The organism is Rothia sp. SCPM-O-B-18226 (M350), from assembly GCF_058213595.1.
In genome coordinates, this window is record NZ_JBYQJS010000002.1 from 198,623 (window position 1) to 218,567 (window position 19,945).

Below are 19,945 nucleotides of genomic sequence, written 5' to 3' on the forward strand. Positions count from 1 at the left end.
TGGCTTCTCAATGGTTATGGGGTTATTTCAGTAGCCCTTTTTCCTTCAGCTGCTCTTGAGAAAGCGAGCCAACAACAGCCCAAAATCCATCTGATTTGCCTACGTTCTGAGGTAGCCTTTAGGCTCCCTTTTTCTTAGTAAATACCGATGAGTAATTGCATGCCAAGACTAGTCAGGATGATAGCAATCCAGCAAAGGGCTCCAAGAAGAATGGATTTTCCACTGGATTTGATCATAGCAATGAGGTTGGTTTTGAGACCAATAGCACTCATAGCCATGATGATGAGGAATATGGAGAGTTGTTTGAGAGGTGAAAAGAAGCTATTGCTGACACCGAAAGATGTGAGAAGAGTAGTTATCAGAGAAGCTAGGATAAAGTAGAGAATGAAAACGGGGAAGATTTTTTTAAGCTTCACTCCTTGGTTGTTGCCTTGTTGACGGCTTTGCCAATAATAGGAGAGGAAGAGAACGATAGGGATAATAGCTAGAGTACGTGTCAGCTTGACAATAGTTGCAGGCTCAAGAGTGTTTGCATTGTAAAGACTATCCCAGGCACTAGCAGTAGCTGTCACAGAGGAAGTATCGTTGACCGCAGTACCCGCAAAGAGAGCAAAACCTTCGTTGGAAAGATGGAGCCAAGAACCTAGAGTTGGAAAGATAAGAGCTGCCAAGACATTGAAGAAAAAGATAACAGAAATGGATTGGGCTACTTCTTTTTCCTTGGCGTGAATAACAGGAGCAGTCGCTGCAATGGCAGAACCGCCACAGATAGAAGATCCAACTCCAATCAAGGTAGCTAGCTTTGTATCAAGGTTAAAAAAGCGTTGGAAAAAGAAAGCTATAATCAAAGCAATTGAAATAGTTGAAAGGATAACAGGAAGGGAAGATTTTCCAACTGCGAAAACTTGTGAGATATTGAGTCCAAACCCAAGCAAAATAACAGCATACTGAAGCAGTTTTTTGGAGCTATAAGTCAAGCCGGCATCCAGTTGTGCATAGGAAGTGAGAAAGGGATGGAGAATCATTCCGATAAAAATGGCGAAAACAGGTGCTCCCACAACAGGCAGAAATCCTCCTAAAATCCAAGAGATGATAGAAATGATCAGACAGACTGACAGTCCTGCCCAATTTTTTGATAGAAATGACATAAAAACCTCCGAAAATAAATACTCCTTATTATAATATTATTTGTTAGAAAATTAAACTAGAAAGTAGGAATACAGACCCAGCCCGGGGAACGCGCCACCTCAGCCTCCGCGCTGATAAAGGCCTTCGATATCCTTGAGGAACTTAATATCCTTCTCGTAGGTATCCAGCATATAGGGCCATACATACTGCATGTCACCGGTCTGAATACCGTAGTTACGGGCTCTGACCCAATCGGTCATCATCTCACGAAGACCAGCAAAGGTTTCAGGGTACTGTTGCGGCTTAGCCTTCGGAAGAGGGACGTTTTGAGCTATACCATATGCATCAGCTTTGCGGTACTCGCCGTCGGGTGCCTTTGATCCGCCGGAATAGCCGCGGGTAATGACCGGGCTCGGAGTAGCGGAAGCAGAAGTAGCGTTAGATGCTGCCGCAGACGCCGAGGCGGTTTCGCTCGGCGCTGCGGAGGCGGTGGCTGCCGCCTCGTTATTTGCCTGATGGCCGCATGCCGCAAGCAGGGCACCAAGACCCAGAAGGGTACCGCCGCTCAGCATTGCGCGGCGGGTAAATAAGGTTGGAAGTCATGGAATTGTATTCCTCATATCGGTGTGGTGTGTGAAGAGATGGGGGGGCTGGTTAGAAACCGGAAGACTAACCAACCGAAGGGAAGAACCCCGATAGATGAGAAGCCACATGTGTTTCGAAAAGCCACCAAAGAAGCGGCTTCTCGGCAAACATGTGGCTTCTCAACGTAAGACCCGCGGCGGACTTTACATGTCGGGCCAGTCGCGGTGCAGTGAATACTCTGTGTCCCCGTCACCGCTGTCGTTGAGATGCCAGCGCTGGCCGGTACGGATGTCAGCCTTGCGTAGGCGCGGGTTCGGGTTATCCTTCTTGCCCATCGTCGGGTCATTCTTGCAGCCCCAACGAGTGTCGTCTTCATCGCAGGAGCCGGCCACGCGTCCCACATCAACCCACCACACACGAATCAGTAGCGGGTCGACAGTTTCCTTCGTCAACACGACATCCAGGGCCTGCCAGTCGCCGCCGTTCACCCGGAAACGACCAGAGTAAGACACCGTTGCGTAGGCATGGAAATTACCCGAACGCTTATACACATAACTGGTGGCGGTCTTGCGTGACTCTTCACCGCGTGCCCTGCTAACCGGCTTACCCATGGTGTAGAAGCTACCCTCGTCACCGTTGCCGTATTGGATGGTCATTTGGGTGGGGTAGGATTCGATTTCTACGTGGCCGATCATGAGGTCGCCTTCCCAGTGTGCGGTGGGTGCGTCGACGTAGAAGTTGACGGCTTGGTTCTTGTAGACGTTGGGGTTGTTTTCGCCGAGGCCGGTGCCGAGGTTGTAGGACTGTTTTAGTTTGGGGGCCTGGATATTGGTGTTAGCGAATTGGTCCTCGATTTCTTGGAGCATTTCTTCGATAGTGGGTCCCTTGGGGGTTTCTTTGGGGTTGGTGGGGGTGAGGGTTTTAGTATCGTTGGGTTGGCAGTATGTTGAGAACCCGGTTTTTAGGTTGTAGTTTGCAGCTTCGCCGGTTGCGGGTTGTTCTAGGACGCGTATGGGTTTACCCGGACGCTGGTCCTCGGTATAACAAACGTCTTTTCCTGATTGTTGGTTGTTATACTTTGGGAAAAACATTCTATGGTTCATCCCATCCAGTGTTTCAACATTCCTTCTCCTAAATTCTTCAGCAGCTTTTTCAGCATCATATTCGACACCTGTATTATCACTTTTTGAATCATTTACAGTGTTATCTTCTTCCCCTTCACCAGTGGAACGAGATGGTGGCAAAGGGGCTGAGGAATCTCCAGGAATTTGTACACAATGGCCATTAGGATTCTGACACTCCACCGCGTAAATAACGGAGAAAGAACTTATATTCACAAGAGTAGAACACAGCAGAAGCTTTACAAGGGTACTGGAACGAAAAGTCACTTTTTCAAAATCCCCTTTTGAATCAATTCGCGCTGAGAAAGCGTATTTACAATCTTCCAATACCCATTATTAAAATTAAAGATAAATGCACACATGTCGTCGTTATTGGCAGTATTTTTCTTTGTAGTTGTATGCCCATCGGGTTCAACATAAATAGCGTACGTCCATAGATGACGGGTCACCAGTGTATATTCTTTAGTCTCCGCGTCGAAAGTAAAAGCACCTTCCTGCTGATAACCATCGGTTCCTTCGATGACCCAGCCACCGCGCTTATACAACCCCTCAAGGTAGTCGTAGAACTTGTATTCCGATGTATTTTTTCCCATGTACATCCGGGCATAGCTACAATCACCGGTCTGCATTCCATAGTTGTGTGCATCTAGCCAATTATTCATCATGCTTTGCATGCCATCTTCATTCTCAGGGTACTGCGCGGGCTCATTGCGGGGCTTCGGGACATTCTGGGCCGGGCCGTAACCGTCCGCCTTGCGGTACTCGCCATCGGGGGCTTTCGAGCCACCGGAGTAGCCTCGGGTAATGACAGGACTCGGGGTGGCTGAGGCCGAAGACGCATCGGTAGCCACAGCAGTTGCCGAAGCGGTCTCACTCGGTGCGCCGGAAGAAGTCGAGCCTGCAGCCTCATTAGCGGCCTGCTGACCGCAGGCCGCCAGCAGGCCGGTCAAGCTGAATAGTGCGCCGCCACTCAGCAGGGTGCGGCGGGTCAAAGCGGATTCAGGTCCCATTAGGGGTGCTCCAATCGTCGGTGATGGTGTGTATGTGCTAGTCGAGAATGTTTCTGTAGGTACGGCGACGTGCCTCGAAAGTGTTCTGGCTAGGTATTCCATGCTGTCGATGCACCGGTGCATCGCTTTGGGTCCCGAGACCACTTTACAGGATGTTTGCCATCTTTTGCAGTCTTTTGTGGTTTGTGAAGTTTAGATGTAGATATTGGAATACTTTCGCTATCAAGTAGGTCTTCGGAGAGTGTTGATTGAGAGAAGTGTTGGTTCAGAGGGTATTGGGGGAGGGGGCGAGGCAACCTCGACCTCTCAGACCTGCCAACTGCATCCGGCGCATCGCCTTACTCATAATGTGGCGGGCAACTCATGCGGCTCACGCGGGGTGTTAGGCAGTACTACACTTAAAACGAAAGTCACATCGCCGTCACTGAAGAAAAGAGTTTTTGTGCCCACCACGACCGTACATTTGACCGACCGCATCCCGCGCGTGTCTGCCGATGAGCTGCTGGCAGGTTTCCGCCCGTCAGAGCGTTTTGGAGAGGTTTCGTTCGACACCTATATCCCCGACCCGAACCAGCCTTCGCAGGCTGAAGCGGTGCAGAAGCTCAAGGATTTTGGCGACAAGATTAACGGCGGCGGCTCCGGCAGCGGCTTCTTTGGTCGACTCTTTGGCGGCAAGAAGAAGGACACCTCGAAGGCCGGCCTGTACCTTGACGGCGGTTTTGGTGTGGGTAAGACCCACCTGCTGGCTTCGCTGTGGCATTACGTAGACGGCCCGAAGGCGTTCGGCACGTTCGTGGAGTACACGAACCTGGTGGGTGCGTTGACGTTCCGCAAGACGGTTGAGGCGCTGAGCGGTTACAAGCTGGTGTGCATCGACGAGTTTGAGCTGGACGACCCGGGCGATACGGTGCTCATGTCCCGCCTGATGCGTGAGCTGGCCGATGCCGGCGTGAAGCTTGTGGCGACTTCGAACACTCTGCCGGGTGCCCTGGGTGAGGGTCGCTTCGCGGCGGAGGACTTTAAGCGTGAGATTCAGGTTCTGTCCTCGCAGTTTGAGGTGCACCGCGTGGATGGTGAGGACTTCCGTCACCGTGGCCTGCCCGCCGCACCGGAGCCTGTAGCAGACGCCGAGTTTGACGCGAAGGTTGAGGAGGTGTTCGCCGGTAAGACGGTGGGCGTCGATAACTTCGCGGACCTGGTGGAGCATCTGGCGAAGGTTCACCCCTCGCGTTACCGTCAGCTGATTGACGGTCTGCAGGGTGTTGCGTGGCGTGATGTGCAGCCGATTACGGAGCAGTCGGTGGCGTTGCGTTTTGTGGTGCTGGCTGACCGCCTGTATGACAAGGACCTGCCGATTGTTTCTTCGGGTGTGCCTTTTGACAAGGTGTTTACTGAGGAGATGCTGGCCGGTGGTTATCAGAAGAAGTATTTCCGCGCGGTGTCTCGTTTGACCGCGCTGGCTCGTGAAGGCCTGCTGGGTGAGGAGGCGGAGCGCTAGTTCCGTTGTTCGCCGGGGCCGAGCTTTGGCCGGCTCGGGTTTTGATGCGCTGTTCTTTCTAGTCCCGTGAGACTCGAAGCTCGCCCGGTTTGCATGGTTAGCTTGGTTAGTCTGGTTTACCTGAACCGCGCCAACCCCTCTCATACGTGAAGACCCCCGCCGGGTCGCTTAGGAAGCACCCGGCGGGGGTCTTCGTTTGTCTTAGCTAGCCTTCGTTATCAAGCTTGAAGCTCTGCAGGCCTAGCTGGGTGCTGTACACGAGCTCGTAATCGCAGAGTTCGTACGAGTATACGCCTGCTTCGACCTCTTCGAAGGGCAGGATGAGTTGCCCTTCCAGCATGAATGATTTCTGCCAGTTTTCGATGCGTTCCTTTTCCAGCTGGTCGAGTGCGGCGTCGAATCGGAGTTTCCCGCCCTTGATGCGGTGGTTGGGTGCATCTGAGTATTGGTAGGGGAGTCGAATCGATGAAGCCGCGAGTTGCATGCTCTGCCAGTAAGTCGGCGGGTCATCGGCTGAAGCGTCAAAGCGGAGAGATTCAGCCTCGTCTGTGCCGTTGATGGAAGGCAAGAGTCGGTAGCTTTTAATCGCACTCTTGGGGTTGCCCGGTTGGTTCCGTTCCACAACGATTGCGATAACTTCCAGGGATGCGTCGGTGTCGCGGACCTTTGCCTCGCCGATTTGCTCGTCAGAGAAGCGCAAATCGTCAGGCTTAAGGAGGCGATTCATGCAGTCCGCCATGGTGTACTGTGCGCGCTGAGGTGCACAGAGCAGATAGCCTTTAGCACGGACCTTGGCTAGATCCTTACCTTTCTCACATTCTTGCTTGGCGCTCTCGTAGATTTCTGCCCAGGCACTAGGAATCTCACCAGATGCATTTTCCTGATAGGTTTTCTGCACCAGTGGACTGATATCCGCAGGAATTCGAATAGGTTCACCGTCGAAGTGGGGGAGTAGCTGTGCGTAGCTGCTGAGCAGGATCATCGGCTCATAGACTGCCTTGGACCCACGCGGGAAGTCGGGTGCCTCAACGTGTGAGCCGAACGTTTCAACTCCTCGTACGTAGCACACCGGATTACGGTATGCGGGGGTGCGTTCTGAGCTGCTGCGGCTATCGTGACGGTGTAGACGTCCCATGCGCTGAAGCACCAGGTCAACCGGCGCGAAGTCGGTAACCATTACGTCAAAGTCCAGGTCAAGCGACTGTTCGATGACTTGCGTACCCACCACAATGAGGCGGTGCGGGCGCGAGGAATCCTCCCCGTCAGCTTTGCTGTAGTGTGCCTTCTTGCCGAGCTTTGAGACAAGGAGTTCCTCTTGCTCGGCGCGGTGCGTGGCGGTAAAGCGAGAGTGCGTGAGGATTACGTGCTCTTCACCGAACTGTTCACTCAGAAATGCGTGCATTTCCTGGGCTCGCCCAACGGTGTTGCAGATGACTGCGGCGCATCCGTGGTCATTGGCGAGCGGTTCGAGCACGTTCAGGACGCTTTCGGGGCTGTCAGCGATGAGCTTCAGCTCGATTTCGGTTTGCTCTACGGGCTGTTCAACCTTCCATTTCTTGGGAGTTCCGTTGTCCTCGGCGGTGAGCGTGTGAATGACGGGGTAATCCAGATCTAGGAAGGGTTCTTCGGACGCTTCCGGCTTAGGTGCTGCCTGAATACCTGCGAGTCGAGCTTTCATTTTCGCCATCAGGTCATTCTGTGATGGGGGAGCAGGAGTAGCTACTTTGTTCGGTTCTGCTCCAACCTTTAGACCCTTGGCATAGCTCTTCATCAGATCATCACGAGTAGCTGACGGCAGGGTTGCCGACATGAGAATGACGGGCGCATTCATCTGGCCCAGCCAGTAGAGCGCAGCGGAAAGGTACTTGCTCATGTATGCGTCATAGGCGTGCACCTCATCAATGATGATGACCTTGGAGGCAAGCCCAAGGTAGCGGAGCATCACATGCCGTGCTTGCAGTGCGGTCATGAGTACCTGGTCGATGGTACACACAACGAAGCTTGAGAGGAGCCCTTTCTTGGTACCGCTGAGCCAACTGTGGCGGGCGAGAGATGTTCCAGGGCGTAACGTTTTTCGGTTGTTTTCTCGCCCAGGGGTAGATGATTCGTCAAAAATATCTGCCTTGGAGAGTGCCTCGTAGGACTTGTTGAAGCGGTTCTTAGAATGGCCCAGGAACATGGAGTGCGGCTCAATAGGTCCGCCCTGTTCTTGCGCCACGTTATTTGTCTGGTACTTCACCCATTCGATAACACGGTCAAAGAGAGCGTTGGAGGTCGCCTGAGTCGGTGCCGCGAAGGCCACTCCGGTGCGACCGGTTGCCTGCGCAAGGAACTCGGCCGCAATGAGACCGGCTTCAGTCTTACCCTGACCCATCGGCGCTTCGATGCACATCATGCCGCCGTGTTGCATGGAGCGTGCCGCTTCGACTACGACTTCCTGCATGGGGCGTAGGGTCGGGTTGCTCCACCCAAAACGGGATGCGTAAAGATCAGCTGCGGGGGTATCGGGATTAGTGTCCAGCGCGGCAATCCAACGCTGTTCGAGCCCGAGCGCCTGCCAGCCGATGCGCGCTCGTTGCTCCTGTTCGGCTGAGCTGAAGGTTCCCATGGGGAAGAAATCAGGGTTTGAAGCAATCCAGTCTGACATGATGACGAAACCGGTAATGCAGAACTGCACGGAAACGGGGAGAGCCTGTCCGTGCTGTGCTAGCTGCTGTAACGCCGAGGACGCGCCAAAACGTTCCAGGGTAATGTTGTAGAGCTCCTGCCAGACGGCATGCCACCTGGGGGAGAGGCGTTCCAAAATAACGTTGCTCAGTTCAGTGGATGTAGGCATGTAGTCTGCGGGTGTGCCGTGGTGTGCACCGGAGATACTAGCGAGAGTTTCAGCAACTTCACGTGGCATGCCCTCAATATTGTTGGTGAGCAGGTAAATGAGGATGCTCTGGCTGTACTTGCTGTGGGGGCACCGCAAGCCGCTAGTGGGCGTGACGAGGTCTTCGGGGAATTCAAAGTCCTGCTGTTCGATACGCTGACGGTACACGGCGAGGTTTTCGTCGCGTCGTGCATCGAGCTGCCCGGAGAATTCGGGGGTTGCCTTGCCCATGTCGTGGGTTGCGGCAAGCCAGCATACGAGCGCGCGCGTATCTTCCATGGAGAGATGGAGGTGCTCGCTGAATTGCTTCTGTAGACCGGGGGCGAGCCATGTATCCCAGAGCCGTGCGGCTACAGAGCCGGCGTCGAGCATGTGCTGAACGAGGGAGAGTCCGCGGGTGGGGGAGTCTTTATCTCCTGTTTTTGCCCAGAATGATGCCGTTTCAGGTGTTGAAAGATGTTCAGGGTCGGGTGCCATGATTCTCCTTAGACGGTAGACTAGTGCGTGCCTCGCTGCGGTGCGAGGCGTATGTTCCCCGAAGCAGACGGGGATGAGCCAGTATGACTTTTGATGGCTGATGTGTTCCCTGTGTGAGCGGGGATTCTGCGTCTTTGGGTACGATTTTATCAAAAATTACAAACGTATGACTTTAATATGGCAGAATCTCTTGACTTAATCTTCTGAATGGTCCTATGATGAACTCAACAAGCCAATGAAGGTTCTTCAAAGAACCTCCTGACAAGGCTTAATTGCCTGGTCTACTCTCATTGTGGACCAGAGTCCGTTATTGTGCTCGCTTATTCGTCATCGACGGTGAGCCGATTTCAAAGAAGAAAGGAGTGGGAATGGTTGCTATGGAAGAACCTCAGTTCAACCTGCTTGACGAATGTTGGATACCTGTATTGCGGGTGGACGGAAGAAATGTTGAGGTTTCTCTGAAAGACTTGTTTGTTTATTCCTATAAGATTCGGCGGATAGACACTGGTGACCCGTTGCAAGATACGGCTATTTTGGGTGTTGCTCTTGCTGTCTTTGCGCGTGCCGCTTTTCTTAGTGAAGGCGTTAAGACCTTCGGTGGTGTGGCACCCTGGATTCGCCAGATGCGTGAATCTGACACTGGTAACCTGGTCGCTGTTCTTGGGTACCTCGAGTACTTCAGGAATCGTTTCTGGCTGGCTGGAAGCGACCGTCCCTTTATGCAGGTATCTGAATTGGGGCCTCGAGGAGGCGGTATTTCAAAGGTAAAATTGACTGATTTATTTCTTGAGTCACGTGTCAGTACAACAAAGCGACCACAATTTACAATGGTTGCAGATGATGCCTTGAAAACTCTGACGTATGCTGAGGCAGCTAGGCGTCTTATAACTTTGCAAGCTTATGACATCTATGTGCCTCGTGGAGCCGCTGCTGGAGATCCTAGAGAAAAAGCTGGGAAAGTATACGGTGTGTCAACAGGGTGGTATGGAACAACCGGCAAGGTAATTGTTCATGGAGCCAACCTGATGGAGACCTTGCTGTATAACCTCGACTATGGGCAGCTGACCGGCGAGTCGTTTGAACATGATTTGCCGGTTTGGGAGCGCACTGAACCTGATACCGCAGCACCGCGTGCCTACACCGGAGGCCCTGCTTCCCAATATAAAGACGTAGCAATCCCTGCGAAAGGCATGTGCGAGATTCTGACCTGGCAGTCGCGTCGTATCCGTCTGCAACATGACGGGTACCGTATTGTTGGGGTTTTTATCGCTAATGGAGACAAATGGTATAACAAGGATACTTATGTCGACCACCTAACAGGATATCGCCGTAATAAGAAGCAGGAATGGGTTCCTAGACTTCATGCGGCTGAGCACTCGCTGTGGTACGGGGCAAGCTCTTTGCTAACTTGGCTAAATCCGGAGTCTGATGAGCAGAACAAACCAGCTCCGGTAATTCGTCAGCTTGGATTAGGCCGATACTTTCCTGCAGATACTGTAGTTAATGTGCAATTAGTTGGTGTTCAATATGGGGACGTTTATGGTTCATTCGTCAGCCAGGTTATCTCTGAATCTGTCCCTATGGAACTTTCCCTGCTAACTGTTGAAGGGGCCTCGGTGTCCCAGATGGTATGCGAGAACATTAAAGCCACTATGGATGTGGCGGATGCACTTGGGCAGTTTGCAGGCAACCTATTGAAAGCTGCAGGTAAGGAATATAAGTTCTGCTCTGATGCTACAGAAGCCCTGCTCCATCGCATGGAAGATTCTTTTCGTCAGTGGGTTGTTCTCCAACATCCTTCTAAAGATATTGTTCTTCAGAAAAAAGAATGGCAGAAAACAGTGCGCACCTCAGTTAGCCAAGAAGCTGAGCTCTTGATAAATAGCGCTGGCCCTAAAGCCATGATGGGAACGTTTGTGAAAGATCGCTCGGGGAATGATTCTTTCTACAGTGCAGCTACTGCTAGGCGACAGCTTGAAAGTCGTCTGCGTAAGATTATCCCCTTGGCTTATCAGGACTTTATATCTCACTCTGACAAGGAGGAAACCAATGAGTGAATACACGGCGCAGAACGAGCTACGACGTTTCGTTGTAGCAAAAATACTGCGTTTGTACCACCAGAAAAGTAACGGGGTTTCATCAGCTACTGCCCAGCTGGCGCAGCTTCGTCGAGGTGTGGGGGCATCACCCCTTCAGCACCCGGAACTGTTAGGAATCATTCTGGAACAGGAAGACGGTGCTGAAGGTATCCCGGAAGAGTACCGCGGCAAGGGCGACCAACCGAGTAATGCGGAGAACGCCGCGTACACTGCTTTGACTCTTTTTGCTCTGCATCAGCAGTCGCAGAACCAGCCTATGCATGTTGCGGGTGTTTCTTTCGGCCAGGCAGTCGGTCGCTTAGTCAGTCAGACCACTTCTTCAACGAAGAAGCGTTTTGATTCTCTGCTGACAGCTCAGACGGAGAACGCGCGCCAGCATTATCTGCGTAGCCTGATTACTCTGCTCCGTTCCGAAGGTATTGCCTTTGATTACGGTCGATTTGCGGTGGATTACATGCGTCTTCTGACTCCTGTGACGCGTCAGAAGGTACTGTACCGCTGGAACCGCGACTTCTCCTACGGACTCATCCCTGCTCGCGATGCTGCGAGCAAAACCGCTAAGTAACTATCACTCCTGAAAGAAGGAAAACATCATGACTACTTTCGTCGATATCCACGCCCTGCAGACCCTGCCCCCGTCGAATATTAACCGTGACGACACAGGCAGCCCCAAGTCCGCTTTCTTCGGCGGCGTTCAGCGTCAGCGTGTTTCCAGCCAGGCTTGGAAGTCCGTTATTCGCCGTGATTTTGAATCGCATCTCGACCGCTCGAAGCTGGGTGTACGTACCCGCTTGGTTGCCGACAAGGTAGTGGCGCGCATCCTGGATCTTGCGCCCGAGTTCGATGCTGACCTGGCTGAAAAAGCTGTCGTGGAGGCGTTCAAGGCGGCAAAGATTAAGCTGGAGAAGCCGAAGAAGAAGGAAAACGAAGAAGCAGGCCGTGCTGTTTCTGGCTACCTGATTCTGCTGAGCAACCAGCAGATTGACAAGCTGGCGCAGGCAATCATTGACGCTAACGGCGAGAAGCTCGTTGCGAAGGATGTTAAGGAAATCCTCGACACCAACCACAGTGTTGATATTGCTCTCTTCGGTCGCATGCTGGCAGAAGCTGCCGACTTCAACGTTGACGCCGCATGCCAGGTAGCACACGCTTTGAGCGTCCACGGTTCCGAACCCGATTTCGACTACTACACCGCTGTGGATGACGTCGTTCGTTCTTCCGATGACTCTACCGGTGCGGGCATGATCGGCACCATTGAGATGGCGGCAAGCACCTTCTACCGCTACGCCAACATCAACTTGGACGCGCTGAACGCTAACCTGGGTGATGCTTCTGCAAGTGTTGAGGCAACCCTGGCGTTTGTCCGTTCCTTCATCAATTCCATGCCTACCGGTAAGCAGAACTCTTTCGCCGCACGCACCCTGCCTGACGCTGTTATCGTCACCGTTCGCAACGACCGCCCCATCTCCTACGTGAACGCCTTCGAGAAGGCTATTACGGAGGTTGAGGGCCGCCGCGTGGTTGCTGCTCGGGCGCTCGCATCTGAGGCGAAGAACATTGAAGAAGCGTACGGTTACGAGCCGGTTGCTTCGTATGTTCTGGCTTTGGGCGACCTCAAGGAAGAACTGGCTGGTCTTGGCGAGTCTGTTTCTTTGAAGGGTCTGCTGGAGTCCCTGGAAGCTCAGCTGACTGCTCTCACCTCTCAGGAGTCCTAATGCCTACCCTGCTCTTGAAGATGAGCGGGCCGTTGCAGTCATGGGGTACTCAGAGCCGTTTCCGTCGCCGTGATGCTGGACATGAGCCGAGCAAATCTGGCGTGATTGGAATGGTAGCTGCAGCCTTGGGGCGCTCGCGTAATGAGCCGGTTGACGATTTGGTTTCGTTGAGGTTCGCGGTGCGTACGGATGCCTCGGGTACTCTGATTCGTGATTATCAGACCGCTAAGAACTGGGCTAAGAACCCGAAGGGTGCGGTTTCTCTTTCGACTCGTATGTACCTTTCGGACGCTGTTTTTGTGGTGGCTCTGGAAGGTGAACGTGAACAGCTGGAGACTATCGAATCTGCGCTGAAGAAGCCTGTTTATCCTCTGTATCTTGGGCGGCGTGCGTGCCCGGCTGGTTACGACCTTGTCCTGGGTATCCGTGAGGAGCCCGCTGAGGAGGCTCTGCGTTCGTTGGAGTGGCAGGTTCCTGAGTATCGCCGTAAGGATTTTCCGAGCCCGGTAGCGTTGCGTATCCTGCGTGATGCGTTGCCTGGCGAGCGTGGTGATTTGGTTCAGGATATTCCGGTGAGTTTCAGCTCGGAGCATCGTCAGTATGCTTCGCGTGAGGTTGTATCGGTTGAGCCTGTCCTCGTAAATATCAAGGAAAATCAGCGTGCACAGAACATGGAGGAAGGGGCTTCTGTAAAGAACTCTTCTACCCAGGATTCTGAGTCTGATTATATGAAGGCGGTGGTGGAAGCGTGACGTATTTTTCTCGTTTCATGATTAATCCGCAGCGTCGTGGCGCGTGGAAGCTTCTGCGTAGCCCGCAGGCTATGCATGCTGCTGTGATGGCGACTTTGCCGCCGGATACGGATTATTCTGAGAGCCGCATCCTGTGGCGTTTGGATGACTCTAAGCATGCTCCGGTTCTGTACATGTTGAGCCCTGAGAAGCCTGATTTTTCGGCTCTTGTGGAGCAGGCTGGTTGGCAGACTCGCCCTGGTGAGAGCGCTCATTATGGTCGTTTGCTGGCGAAGCTGGAGAACGGTCAGGAGTGGGCTTTCCGTCTTGCCGCAAACCCGGTGAAGCGCCATACGAATAAGCAGACGGGTAAGCGTGAGGTGTTCCCGCACGTGACGGCTAAGCAACAGCGGGCGTGGATTCGTGAGCGTGCTCCGCAGTGGGGATTTGAAGTAATTCCCGCGGTTGAGGGTCAGGATATTGAGGAGTGCCCGATGGTTTCTTCTCGTCAGGACCTTGCGTTTGCCCGCCGCAATGCTGAGGGCAAGGTCGGTAAGGTGACTCACCGTAAGGCTCAGTTTGATGGTGCTCTTCGCATCACTGATGTTGAGCTGTTCCGTAAGTCTCTGCTCTCCGGTATGGGCAGGGGTAAGGCGTACGGCATGGGCCTTCTGACGTTGGCGCCTCTGTCCCGCTAGGTAACGCGGGTGAAGGGTGGGGGACTGTTCTGTGTGATGGTGCCCCGCCCTTTCTTTATTCACTCATACTTTTGTGCCGATGCTGGCACGCTGATGTTCATAGGAGAAGATCATGCAGGGGGCTATTCCTCCGAGCTCGTCTGAGCTGTTCCGTAGTTCTGACCGTTTGAGTTTTGTGTATGTGGAGCATGCGACGATTTCCCGTGCGGATAGTGCGGTGACGTTTGTGAAGGAAGAGGGCGTGGTTCATTGCCCTGCTGCGAGTTTGAGCGCTTTGCTGTTGGGGCCGGGTACTCGTATTACTCATCAGGCGATGGCTTTGTTGGGGGAGTGCGGTACTACGGTGGTGTGGGTTGGCGAGCAGGGGGTTCGTTATTATGCGAGCGGTAAGTCTGTGGCCCGTTCTTCGCGTCTGTTGATTGCTCAGGCGAAGTTGGTGTCGAATACGCGGAGCCGTTTGGCTGTGGCGCGCATGATGTATCAGTGGCGTTTTCCTGGTGAGGATACGAGCGAGCTGACGATGCAGCAGCTGCGTGGTAGGGAGGGCGCTAGGGTGCGTTCTGTGTATAGGCAGTGGTCTGAGCGGACTGGTGTTCCGTGGGAGCGCCGTGAATATGATCCGAATAATTTTGGTGATGGGTCACCGATTAATCAGGCGTTGTCGGCTGCTCATGCTGCGTTATATGGGATTGTTCATGCGGCGATTGTGTCTTTGGGCTGTGCGCCTGGGCTGGGTTTTGTGCATACCGGTAATTCTTGGTCTTTTGTCTATGACGTTGCTGATTTGTATAAGGCTGAGATTACGATTCCTGCTGCGTTTGAGGTGGTTGCTGGCTATACGGAGGGGATGGATATTGGGTCTGTGACCCGTAGGGCGGTGCGTGACCGTATTCGCTCTGAGAAGGTGATGGAGCGGGTTGTGCGGGATATTCAGCGGCTTCTGCTGTCTGAGGAGGTTCCTGAGGAGATGCTTGAGCTGGATGTTGTGGGTTTGTGGAATGAGCAGGGTGAGGCTCAGCGCGGTGGCATGAATTATGGCGATGGAGGGGCGAACTGATGATTGTTATTGTTTTGTCTGCTTGTCCGGTGAGTCTTCGTGGTGATTTGACGAAGTGGCTTTTGGAGATTAATCCTGGTGTGTTTGTGGGTCGTGTGAGCGCCAGGATTCGTGAGAAGTTGTGGGCGCGTGTGTTGGAATCGGGTGGTACTGGTCGTGCGACTATGGTGTTTCCGGCGGATAATGAGCAGCGGCTTGAGTTTCGGGTGAATAATGCGGATTGGGAGCCTGTCGATTTTGAGGGTGTGAAGCTGATTTATCGTCCGGTTGTTCGTAAAACGGTGCCTAAGTCAGGGTGGAGTAAGGCGAGCAGGTATCGCCGTGCTCGTCGTGGTTAGGAGCTGCTGTTTATCGTGTATTCTGGACTTGGGCTCTGGCTTCAAAGTGATTCTATTTTGCCGGTATAAGGGGTAAAGCCCCATGTCAGCAAGTGTGTTCCCCGCGCGAGCGGGGATGAGCCCAATTGGGAACAGGACGTCGTGTGGGCTTCCAAGTGTTCCCCGCGCGAGCGGGGATGAGCCCAGGTGTGCAAACTATATGAACCCCCGTATTTCGTGTTCCCCGCGCGAGCGGGGATGAGCCCAAGACGTGCAATACTTGCCGGCTGACCTGCCTGTGTTCCCCGCGCGAGCGGGGATGAGCCCTGGCTCCGAGCCCCAACCACCGCGACGGATACGTGTTCCCCGCGCGAGCGGGGATGAGCCCGCTTCTTCTCTCTGGAGGGAGCTTGCGGAAGGGTGTTCCCCGCGCGAGCGGGGATGAGCCCCGCGTGAAGGGCGCTGATGGTCAGTGGTCATCGTGTTCCCCGCGCGAGCGGGGATGAGCCCCAAGAAACCCAAAAGGTCATCTCCATCATACAGTGTTCCCCGCGCGAGCGGGGATGAGCCCACTAGGTCTGCTACCTTGACAGGGTTGTTTCCGTGTTCCCCGCGCGAGCGGGGATGAGCCCAACAAGAAGAACCGTGAAGAGCCTTCCAAGGGGTGTTCCCCGCGCGAGCGGGGATGAGCCCAAAGGTAGCAACAACCTGCAACACTATGAAAGGTGTTCCCCGCGCGAGCGGGGATGAGCCCCTGAGACTCGTAGGTGAAAGTCCAGGAGGCGAGTGTTCCCCGCGCGAGCGGGGATGAGCCCGAAATCACCTTCAAGTACAGCAATGAGGCGTCGTGTTCCCCGCGCGAGCGGGGATGAGCCCGCGGCCTCGAAGCTATCGCCGACGGCGAACCAGTGTTCCCCGCGCGAGCGGGGATGAGCCCTCGAGGGTGAGGAACCGCACGACGCAGAGACCGTGTTCCCCGCGCGAGCGGGGATGAGCCCCACCCTTACCAATGGTTGGTATGGGGGGGCGTGTTCCCCGCGCGAGCGGGGATGAGCCCCGGAACCGGAGCCTTCCACCCCGGCACCCGAGGTGTTCCCCGCGCGAGCGGGGATGAGCCCGCGGTACGACGCTTCTTCGAAGACACCTCGGTGTGTTCCCCGCGCGAGCGGGGATGAGCCCTTCATGGTCATGATTTATTGTCCTTCTGTTGCGTGTTCCCCGCGCGAGCGGGGATGAGCCCGGTGCACCGGTGGGCTACGACCTCACGAGCGGGTGTTCCCCGCGCGAGCGGGGATGAGCCCTCGCAATAATGCGCCCACTAAAGAATGGTTCAGTGTTCCCCGCGCGAGCGGGGATGAGCCCCGTGAGTAATGTCGTTACGAAAAATGACGTTTGTGTTCCCCGCGCGAGCGGGGATGAGCCCGGCCAGGTGACCGGGGGTGTAGAGGGCCTTCTGTGTTCCCCGCGCGAGCGGGGATGAGCCCGACAAGCTGGTGCCGGGCGGTGCTGGTATTGGGTGTTCCCCGCGCGAGCGGGGATGAGCCCTACGAGATGAAAGAGAGTCAGTAATGACCGCGGTGTTCCCCGCGCGAGCGGGGATGAGCCGGCGGCGGCGGCAAAAACAATGGGCCAAAACATGTGTTCCCCGCGCGAGCGGGGATGAGCCCGCGATTAACCGAGAGGTCCACGGCGTGACATTGTGTTCCCCGCGCGAGCGGGGATGAGCCCTTGCCGGTAACCAGCGTCGCTGAGACTGGTTCGTGTTCCCCGCGCGAGCGGGGATGAGCCCCAGTTCTGCGCTTTTAAAGATGCTCACGACCGGTGTTCCCCGCGCGAGCGGGGATGAGCCCCCGAGAAGGGGGCGGCTTTCCATCTCGAAGACGTGTTCCCCGCGCGAGCGGGGATGAGCCCGCCTCGGACAGCGCACCGTCAAGACAACCTTCGTGTTCCCCGCGCGAGCGGGGATGAGCCCATCACTATCGGGAAAACCCGCAGATGACGTATGTGTTCCCCGCGCGAGCGGGGATGAGCCCCCGTCCGCGTTTACCCCGCCGGCACCCGTGTTGTGTTCCCCGCGCGAGCGGGGATGAGCCCAAGGGCCTGGCCCTGCCGGGGGTCCTCTCCACGTGTTCCCCGCGCGAGCGGGGATGAGCCCAGCCGCCCCACACTTCAGTCAGAAGTGCGGGGGTGTTCCCCGCGCGAGCGGGGATGAGCCCAGCCGGTGACCGGTGAACAGAATGACCAGCAGGTGTTCCCCGCGCGAGCGGGGATGAGCCCGACAAGCTCGTGCCGGGCGGCGCGGGTATTGGGTGTTCCCCGCGCGAGCGGGGATGAGCCCGGTTGTTTCTTGAGGGAGTGCCAATGATGATGGTGTTCCCCGCGCGAGCGGGGATGAGCCCGCGCGTTCTATTGGCATTGAGTGCCGCCCGGAGTGTTCCCCGCGCGAGCGGGGATGAGCCCACGGGCCGCGGCTCGTGGTGGGCAATCTCATTGTGTTCCCCGCGCGAGCGGGGATGAGCCCTTATCACGCCCGCCGGCCCCGCCCTTGCCGGCGTGTTCCCCGCGCGAGCGGGGATGAGCCCAAACCCAGCGAGGCATCAACCGGGGCGTACTCGTGTTCCCCGCGCGAGCGGGGATGAGCCCGTCGGTTGCCTTTGCAGATGCCATAGTCTCGGGTGTTCCCCGCGCGAGCGGGGATGAGCCCGCGCCCGCTCCGCTGTCTCATGCTGAGGTGGAGTGTTCCCCGCGCGAGCGGGGATGAGCCCAGTGTCACGCCAACGCATGACACCACCACCGGGTGTTCCCCGCGCGAGCGGGGATGAGCCCCGTTCACCACGGACGGCGACAGGATAACCGGAGTGTTCCCCGCGCGAGCGGGGATGAGCCCGTCCGCGCTCTGTGCTAGGGCACGGTCTGCACGTGTTCCCCGCGCGAGCGGGGATGAGCCCCGGGCATACCAGAAATAGGAGTCTGCTTAGACGTGTTCCCCGCGCGAGCGGGGATGAGCCCCCAGGGACACGGCGGGACTCCAGCGCCTCGGAGTGTTCCCCGCGCGAGCGGGGATGAGCCCATCCTCGCCCTGGTTTGCAAGCTTGTCAAGCCGTGTTCCCCGCGCGAGCGGGGATGAGCCCTGGGCAGGCCGCTAAGATTCGCGATACTCTGGGTGTTCCCCGCGCGAGCGGGGATGAGCCCATGACCGAATGCATGGCGTTCTATGTACAGGCGTGTTCCCCGCGCGAGCGGGGATGAGCCCGGTTCCCGTGAGATTACGATTAGCGGGGATGTGTGTTCCCCGCGCGAGCGGGGATGAGCCCAGGCGGTACACCTTCTCATTGGCGACGGTCACGTGTTCCCCGCGCGAGCGGGGATGAGCCCTATCGACGTTATCGGTTCTGTATTCCGCTGGTGTGTTCCCCGCGCGAGCGGGGATGAGCCCGCCTGGATTCGTGGAGGCGGCGCATCGAGATTGTGTTCCCCGCGCGAGCGGGGATGAGCCCCCCAAGTCCTGCCGGTGAGAGAGGCCGGGTGCGTGTTCCCCGCGCGAGCGGGGATGAGCCCTATAAGTGTAAGGAAGAACGGGGCGGAACCCCGTGTTCCCCGCGCGAGCGGGGATGAGCCCGAAAACACGCAGATTGGTATTGACGAGCTACGGTGTTCCCCGCGCGAGCGGGGATGAGCCCCGTACTTATCGCCCCTGTAATCAACCACACGGGTGTTCCCCGCGCGAGCGGGGATGAGCCCATTCCCGCTAATGTCGGCGGTATTGTTTTTCAGTGTTCCCCGCGCGAGCGGGGATGAGCCCGTGGTTGGCGCTGTGAACTCCGCCTTTGATGCGTGTTCCCCGCGCGAGCGGGGATGAGCCCCACCGGGCTAAACTCACTAATCCCGAACAGAAGTGTTCCCCGCGCGAGCGGGGATGAGCCCATCGATAGCGCCCTTAATACCATTCCAGACAGGTGTTCCCCGCGCGAGCGGGGATGAGCCCAACTCAACCGTGGTTCCGTGCACAAAGCCGGTGTGTTCCCCGCGCGAGCGGGGATGAGCCCCATGAGTGCCCAATAGCCGGTGTCCACCGCCAGTGTTCCCCGCGCGAGCGGGGATGAGCCCTTTGTGACCCACACGGTACCGGAAATGCTGGTGTGTTCCCCGCGCGAGCGGGGATGAGCCCTAAACACATCACGACTATAGAGTTAGTCACCACGTGTTCCCCGCGCGAGCGGGGATGAGCCCGCGGCGGCAACCTGCTCACCCAGCGAACCAGCGTGTTCCCCGCGCGAGCGGGGATGAGCCCGGCGACCCGAATGTGACGCAGAACGGGTATGTGTGTTCCCCGCGCGAGCGGGGATGAGCCCGCGTTGGCGGCGCGCAGGTTCGCGATGGCGCGGTGTTCCCCGCGCGAGCGGGGATGAGCCCACTACCCCCGCCGTCCAGGAGGCGGCAACCGAGTGTTCCCCGCGCGAGCGGGGATGAGCCCGCTCATCCGAGACCACGCGAGCGATTTCCTTTGTGTTCCCCGCGCGAGCGGGGATGAGCCCCGACTCGGAGGGCGACGACCAGATGCGCGCACGTGTTCCCCGCGCGAGCGGGGATGAGCCCTCAGCGACGGGGTTCACGGTGTCAACGACGACGTGTTC

General features: G+C 56.2%; 13 protein-coding genes and 1 CRISPR repeat array (1 of these 14 only partly in view). Of the genes, 8 read left to right on the forward strand and 5 right to left on the reverse strand.

Annotated features, from left to right (window positions below):
• Positions 1 to 134 precede the first annotated feature (134 nt).
• The 4 genes from AC3E6W_RS04895 to AC3E6W_RS04910 all read right to left on the reverse strand — a co-directional run bounded on the left by AC3E6W_RS04895 (position 135) and on the right by AC3E6W_RS04910 (position 3,844).
• Entirely contained in the window at positions 135 to 1,148 is a 1,014-nt protein-coding gene (locus AC3E6W_RS04895) for a YeiH family protein (RefSeq protein WP_490652467.1), read from the reverse strand.
• 99 nt (positions 1,149 to 1,247) lie between these two features.
• Positions 1,248 to 1,700: a DUF6318 family protein gene (locus AC3E6W_RS04900; protein WP_490652468.1), complete on the reverse strand. Its 453-nt coding sequence runs from the start codon at positions 1,698 to 1,700 to the stop codon at positions 1,248 to 1,250.
• A gap of 216 nt (positions 1,701 to 1,916) precedes the next feature.
• Positions 1,917 to 2,579, reverse strand: coding sequence for a hypothetical protein (locus AC3E6W_RS04905; protein ID WP_490652469.1), 663 nt, complete (start codon positions 2,577 to 2,579; stop codon positions 1,917 to 1,919).
• A 518-nt stretch (positions 2,580 to 3,097) separates the two neighbouring features.
• Entirely contained in the window at positions 3,098 to 3,844 is a 747-nt protein-coding gene (locus AC3E6W_RS04910) for a DUF6318 family protein (RefSeq protein ID WP_490652470.1), read from the reverse strand.
• Between the two features lie 442 nt (positions 3,845 to 4,286).
• On the opposite strand from AC3E6W_RS04910, the gene zapE reads away from it, so the two are divergent.
• Positions 4,287 to 5,342, forward strand: a complete 1,056-nt coding sequence (gene zapE, locus AC3E6W_RS04915; RefSeq protein ID WP_490652471.1) for a cell division protein ZapE — start codon at positions 4,287 to 4,289, stop codon at positions 5,340 to 5,342.
• A gap of 205 nt (positions 5,343 to 5,547) precedes the next feature.
• On the opposite strand, the gene cas3 is transcribed toward zapE, so the two are convergent.
• The gene (cas3, locus tag AC3E6W_RS04920; RefSeq protein ID WP_490652472.1) at positions 5,548 to 8,694 is read right to left on the reverse strand and encodes a CRISPR-associated helicase Cas3'; all 3,147 of its coding nucleotides are present in this window, start codon (positions 8,692 to 8,694) and stop codon (positions 5,548 to 5,550) included.
• Positions 8,695 to 9,062: 368 nt separating this feature from the next.
• On the opposite strand from cas3, the gene casA reads away from it, so the two are divergent.
• The 7 genes from casA (at position 9,063) to cas2e (ending at position 15,332) form a co-directional block, all read left to right on the forward strand.
• The gene (casA, locus tag AC3E6W_RS04925; RefSeq protein WP_490652473.1) at positions 9,063 to 10,751 is read left to right on the forward strand and encodes a type I-E CRISPR-associated protein Cse1/CasA; all 1,689 of its coding nucleotides are present in this window, start codon (positions 9,063 to 9,065) and stop codon (positions 10,749 to 10,751) included.
• Positions 10,744 to 11,358, forward strand: coding sequence for a type I-E CRISPR-associated protein Cse2/CasB (casB, locus tag AC3E6W_RS04930; RefSeq protein WP_490652474.1), 615 nt, complete (start codon positions 10,744 to 10,746; stop codon positions 11,356 to 11,358). Before casA ends, casB begins: the two co-directional genes overlap by 8 nt.
• Before the next feature lie 28 nt (positions 11,359 to 11,386).
• Complete coding sequence (gene cas7e / locus AC3E6W_RS04935) at positions 11,387 to 12,508, forward strand: type I-E CRISPR-associated protein Cas7/Cse4/CasC (RefSeq protein ID WP_490652475.1); 1,122 nt, start codon at positions 11,387 to 11,389, stop codon at positions 12,506 to 12,508.
• Positions 12,508 to 13,260 (forward strand): type I-E CRISPR-associated protein Cas5/CasD, encoded by a 753-nt coding sequence (gene cas5e, locus AC3E6W_RS04940; protein WP_314066134.1) that lies wholly within the window; start codon positions 12,508 to 12,510, stop codon positions 13,258 to 13,260. The genes cas7e and cas5e overlap by 1 nt, the downstream gene beginning before the upstream one ends.
• On the forward strand, positions 13,257 to 13,937 hold the full coding sequence (gene cas6e / locus AC3E6W_RS04945; RefSeq protein ID WP_490652476.1) for a type I-E CRISPR-associated protein Cas6/Cse3/CasE: 681 nt from the start codon (positions 13,257 to 13,259) through the stop codon (positions 13,935 to 13,937). Before cas5e ends, cas6e begins: the two co-directional genes overlap by 4 nt.
• A gap of 112 nt (positions 13,938 to 14,049) precedes the next feature.
• Positions 14,050 to 14,994: a type I-E CRISPR-associated endonuclease Cas1e gene (gene cas1e, locus AC3E6W_RS04950; RefSeq protein WP_490652477.1), complete on the forward strand. Its 945-nt coding sequence runs from the start codon at positions 14,050 to 14,052 to the stop codon at positions 14,992 to 14,994.
• The gene (gene cas2e / locus AC3E6W_RS04955) at positions 14,994 to 15,332 is read left to right on the forward strand and encodes a type I-E CRISPR-associated endoribonuclease Cas2e (protein WP_049352937.1); all 339 of its coding nucleotides are present in this window, start codon (positions 14,994 to 14,996) and stop codon (positions 15,330 to 15,332) included. Before cas1e ends, cas2e begins: the two co-directional genes overlap by 1 nt.
• A 94-nt stretch (positions 15,333 to 15,426) precedes the next feature.
• Positions 15,427 to 19,945: a CRISPR direct-repeat array (repeat unit 29 nt; unit sequence GTGTTCCCCGCGCGAGCGGGGATGAGCCC) (it continues 329 nt past the right edge of the window).